The following is a 5003-nucleotide window of genomic DNA, read 5'->3' on the forward strand; positions in this document are numbered from 1 at the left end:
GTTGCTGGCGAATGTCCAGGCCTGGGCGGTTGCGCCCCTGGACACGCCGCGCAGCCGGCCGGCCGCCGAGCTTGAGGTTGCCTTGCAGAACCTTGGTGCGCGCGTGACGTCGTATGCAAGCGTCACTGCGGCCCTTGAAGCGCAGTGTGCGGTTGCTACGCCCGAGGACGAGATTCTGTTGTTCGGGTCATTTTATTGTGTTGCCGAGGCGCTCGAATGGTTGGCCCGGCGCTCCACGGAGGAAGCTGCACATGGCATTACTGGATAGCGCATACAAGCAGCGAATGGTCGGCGCCCTGGTGCTGGTGGCCTTGGCGGTGATTTTCCTGCCGATGCTGTTTTCCCGTCAGGATGAGGCCGTATTGAGCACGCCGTGGGGCAGCACCAGCGATTGGGGCAAGCAGAGCCTGCTGATCACCGTCCACAACGAAGCCTGGGGCGGCGAAAAGGTCTTTCAGCTACTCGACCATTGCCTGCAAAGCCCACGCGAGCGCTTGTACCTGCTGGAGCTGTTGTACCTGTGCCTGTGCCTGGGTTTCGAAGGTCGCTACCGCGTGATGAACGATGGGCGCAGCCAACTGGAAGCCCTGCGTGAACGCACCGCGGCGGCAATTCGCAGCGCACGTGGCGAGCATGAGCGCGAACTGTCGCCGCATTGGCGCGGCGTGAGCGTGGTACGCGATCGCCTGGCGCAGTTCGTGCCGCCATGGATCGCCGTGGCCATCGGCCTGGCGCTGCTGCTGGCGCTGCTGTTTGGCCTGCGCATGAAGCTGGCCTCGGACGCCGAGCCGGTGTTCAAGAATATCCATGCGCTGGGCGAGATCCCGGTGCAGGCCATCGACCGCCCCGTGGCGCAGCCGAAAGTGATCGAGCGCCCGCGCCTGGCCGGTTTTCTGGTGGAAGACATCAAGGCCGGCCGCGTTGCGGTGGAAGACAAGGTCGACCGTTCCGTCGTGACTATCCGCGGTGATGAGCTTTTTGCCTCGGCCAGCTCCAGCATCGTCGATGACTACCAGCCGTTGATGCTGCGCATTGCCGACGCGATCCGCAAGGTCAAGGGCCAGGTGCGCGTCACCGGGCACAGCGACAACCGCCCGATTGCCACGCTGCGCTTCCCGTCCAACTGGGCCTTGTCCGAAGCGCGGGCCAAGTCAGTGCTGGAGATCCTTGCGGCCAAGACCGGCCAGGGCGATCGCTTCAGTGCCGAGGGCCGAAGCGACACTGAGCCGGTGGCCACCAACGCCACCGCAGAAGGCCGTGCCCGCAATCGTCGGGTTGAAATCACCGTACTCGCGGAGGGCGTCGAGTGAAGGCGTTTTTCAGTTTCATGATTCGCTGGGTGATCCCGTTGCTGGGCCTGATCGCCCTGAGCCTGATCATCTGGTTTGTCGGGCCGTTGCTCGACGTACTGATGCCCGAAGGGCGGCGCTGGGCGCTGATCATCCTGGTGTTTGCGGTGTGGCTCGCCTACCGCGTGTTCCGCATCCTCCAGGCCCGCCACCAGGCCGCCGAAGTGATGCGCAGCCTGGCCGCGCAAACCCCGGCCGACCCCAACAGCGTCGCTACCGCCGAAGAACTCACCACCCTGCGCCAGCGCATGGACGAAGCCCTGGCCCTGCTGAAAAAAGCCAAGCTCGGCGGTGATGAGCGGCGCAACCTCTACGAACTGCCGTGGTACGTGATCATCGGCCCGCCGGGTTCGGGCAAGACCACCGCGCTGGTCAATTCCGGGCTGCATTTCCCGCTGGCAGCCCAATTGGGTGCCGGTGCGGTGCGCGGCGTCGGGGGCACGCGCAACTGCGACTGGTGGTTTACCGACCAGGCCGTATTGCTCGACACCGCCGGCCGCTACACCACCCAGGACAGCAACTCCACGGTGGACAAAGCCGCCTGGCTGGGCTTCCTCGACCTGTTGAAAAAGCAGCGTTCGCGCCGCCCGATCGATGGCGCCTTTATCGCCATCAGCCTGTCGGACCTGCTGCTGGGCAGCGATGCCGAACGCGCTGCCCACGCGGCGGCGATTCGCCTGCGTATCCAGGAGCTGTACACCCAACTGGGCGTGCGCTTCCCGATCTACCTGATGCTGACCAAGCTCGACCTGGTGCCCGGCTTCATGGAGTTTTTCGACAACCTGAGCAAAGAAGAGCGCGCCCAGGTGTGGGGCATGACCTTTGCCCTGGACGACGGCAAGCACGGCGACAGCCCGCTGGCCCACCTGCAAAGCGAATTTGCCGGCCTCGAACAGCGCCTCAACGAACGCCTGGTCGAACGCCTGCAACAGGAGCGCGACCCGGCACGGCGCGACCTGATCTACGGCTTCCCGCAGCAGTTCGGCGCGTTGAAGGATTGCCTGCAAGGTTTCCTCGAAGGCGTGTTCAAACCCAACGCCTTTGAAGAGCGCGTATTGCTGCGCGGTGTGTACTTCACCAGTGGCACTCAGGAAGGCAGCCCGATCGATCGCTTGATCGGCGCCATGGCCCAGAGCATGAACCTGGACCGCCAGCACCTCGCGCGCCAGAGCGGTAGCGGGCGCAGTTACTTCATCGAGAAACTGTTCAGCGCGGTAGCCTTTGCCGAGCGCGGGCTGGTGGGCGTCAACCCGCAGGTCGAGCGGCGGCGCAAATGGATCGCGCGCGGCGTGCTCGCGGCCACCGTGGCGCTGGTGATCGTGGTCAGCAGCCTGTGGTGGGTCAGTTATCGCGCCAACCAGGCGTATATCGCCCAGGTCGACCAGAAGGTCGCTCCCCTGGGCCAGGCGGTACAGAACCTCAGCCCGGCACAGCGCGAAGTGCTCGCCGTGCTGCCGTTGCTCAACGCGGTGAAACACCTCGCCGGTGATTCGCCAAGTTGGTCCGAGGGCCTGGGTCTGTATCAAGGCGATATGCTCGAAGCCGAATCCGCCAGCGTTTATCGCAAGCTGTTGATTGCCGTCTTAGCGCCACGCCTGGTGACGCGCATCGAGGAGCAACTGCACGGCGGCGGTAATTCCGACTTCCTCTACGAAGGCCTCAAGGCTTACCTGATGCTCGCCGACACCGAGCATTACGACCCGGACTTCATCAAAGCCTGGATCGCCCTCGACTGGGATCGCAACCTGCCGCGCGATTTGCCTGCCGATCAGCGCCAGGCGCTGGCCGAACACATGCAGGCGTTGTTCGAACGCCACCCGCCGAGCGCACGCCTCGACCCGCGCTTGATCGACGACCTGCGTCGCCAGTTGCAACAACTGCCGGTGGCCCAGCGCGTGTATGACCGGGTCAAACGCCAGAAACTGCCCGAAGGCATTGCTGACTTCCGTATCAACGAAGCCGCCGGCCGCGACGCTGCGCTGGTGTTCAGCCGCAAGAGCGGCAAGCCGTTGGGTGAGCCGTTGAGTGGTTTCTTCACCGCCAAAGGCTATCGCCAGGCGTTCCTGCTGAGCAGCCTGAACCAGACCGGCACCCTGGCCGAAGAGCAATGGGTGCTCGGCCAGGAGCAGGCCGACCAGCAGAACGTGGTCAGCCTGGCTGCCGACGTGCGTCGCCTGTACTTCCAGGACTACCAGCGTCAGTGGGATGCGTTGCTGGCCGACATCGACTTTGTGCCGATTACCAGCGTGGCCCAGGCGGCGGACGTGCTGCGGGTGATTTCCGGGCCGACTTCGCCGCTGAAAAAGCTGCTGGTGGCGGTGGCCAAGGAAACCGACTTGCAGGCGGAAGAACGCCAGTTGGCGGCCAAAGGCGTGCCGGTTGAAGGCGGTGTGGACAAGCTCAAGGAGCGCCTGGGCAACCTGCTCGGCCAGGAGCAGCCCAGCGCGAATACGCCGGCCACTGCGGACGACCCGGTGACCGCGCACTTTGCCGAGCTCAACAGCATCGTCAGCAAGAACGAAGGCGAGCCGGCGGCTATCGACGGCCTGCTGGCCGACATGAACGCGCTGTACGTGCAAGTCAGCGCCATGGTCGGCGCCAGCGGCGATGCCTTGCTCGGCGAGGCGAAGAACCAGGCGGCGGCTGCAGCCACGCGGGTCAGCCTGAACGCCGAGCGCCAGCCGCCGCTGGTGCAGGGCATGGTCAAGTCGGTGGTCAACTCGACCACCAACAGCATGATGGGCGGCGTGCGTAACCAACTGAACGCGGCCTGGGTCAGTGAAGTGGTGAACGTGTATCGCCAGTCCCTGGCCGGGCGTTATCCGATGTCGCCGGGCAGCGCCCGTGACGCGACGCTGGATGATTTCGGCCAGTTCTTCGGCGTGGGCGGGGTGATGGATAACTACTTCCGCAAATACCTGCAGCCCTACGTGGATACGTCGGCACAGACCTGGCGCTGGCAGCCGGGCGCCGCGCAGAAGCTCGGGATTGCGCCGGGCGTGCTGCAAACCTTCCAGCGTGCCGCGACGATCCGTGACGCGTTCTTTCGCGCAGGCGGTACTCAGCCGATCGTGCGTTTTGAGCTCAAACCGGTGGCGATGGACGCCAGCATCACCCAGTTCCTGCTTGACCTCGACGGCCAGCAATTGAGCTACGACCACGGCCCGAGCCGCCCGGTGGCGATGCAGTGGCCGAACCCCGGCAGCATTGGCGTGGTGCGTATTTCCATCATGCCGCCGTCGGCCAGCGGCCGTTCTGGCGTGACCCTGGACGGCCCGTGGGCCTGGTTCCGCCTGCTCGAACAATCGGACCTCACGCCCGGCAATGCGCCGGACCGCTTCAGCCTGCGCCTGCGGGTCGACAGTGCGAGCATCGTCTACGAGTTGCGCGCCAACAGCGCCTTCAACCCGTTCAAGAGCCGCGTGCTCAGTGGCTTCAGCCTGCCGGAGCGGTTATGACGACGCTGGGCTTCTACGGCAAGTTGGCCAGTCGCGGGGATTTTGTCAGCCGCGCCTTACCGCAGAGTTTTATCGGCCCGTGGGACAGCTGGCTGGCGGCGGGTTTGCTCGCCAGCCAACACAGCCTGGGTGCCGACTGGCTCAACGTGTACCTGGTCAGCCCGCTGTGGCGCTTTGTGCTCGCGCCCGGCGTGTG

General features: G+C 65.0%; 2 protein-coding genes and 2 pseudogenes. All 4 read left to right on the forward strand.

The window, feature by feature from the left end:
- Positions 1–268 (forward strand): annotated as a pseudogene (locus tag L9Z73_RS25125) (bifunctional tetrahydrofolate synthase/dihydrofolate synthase); the annotation flags it as partial.
- Positions 269–344: 76 nt separating this feature from the next.
- A pseudogene (tssL, locus tag L9Z73_RS31625) lies at positions 345–1310 on the forward strand (type VI secretion system protein TssL, long form); the annotation flags it as partial.
- Positions 1307–4807 carry a type VI secretion system membrane subunit TssM gene (tssM, locus tag L9Z73_RS25140; RefSeq protein ID WP_247406881.1) on the forward strand — a complete coding sequence of 1167 codons (3501 nt, stop codon included), beginning with the start codon at positions 1307–1309 and terminating at the stop codon, positions 4805–4807. The pseudogene tssL and the gene tssM, both read left to right, overlap by 4 nt.
- Positions 4804–5003 (forward strand): type VI secretion system-associated protein TagF (gene tagF, locus L9Z73_RS25145; RefSeq protein ID WP_247406884.1); only part of this gene is annotated, 200 nt, incomplete at its 3' end. The genes tssM and tagF, both read left to right, overlap by 4 nt.

It is taken from the genome of Pseudomonas emilianonis (assembly GCF_023072625.1).
GTDB classification, from domain to species: Bacteria; Pseudomonadota; Gammaproteobacteria; order Pseudomonadales; family Pseudomonadaceae; genus Aquipseudomonas; species Aquipseudomonas paraveronii.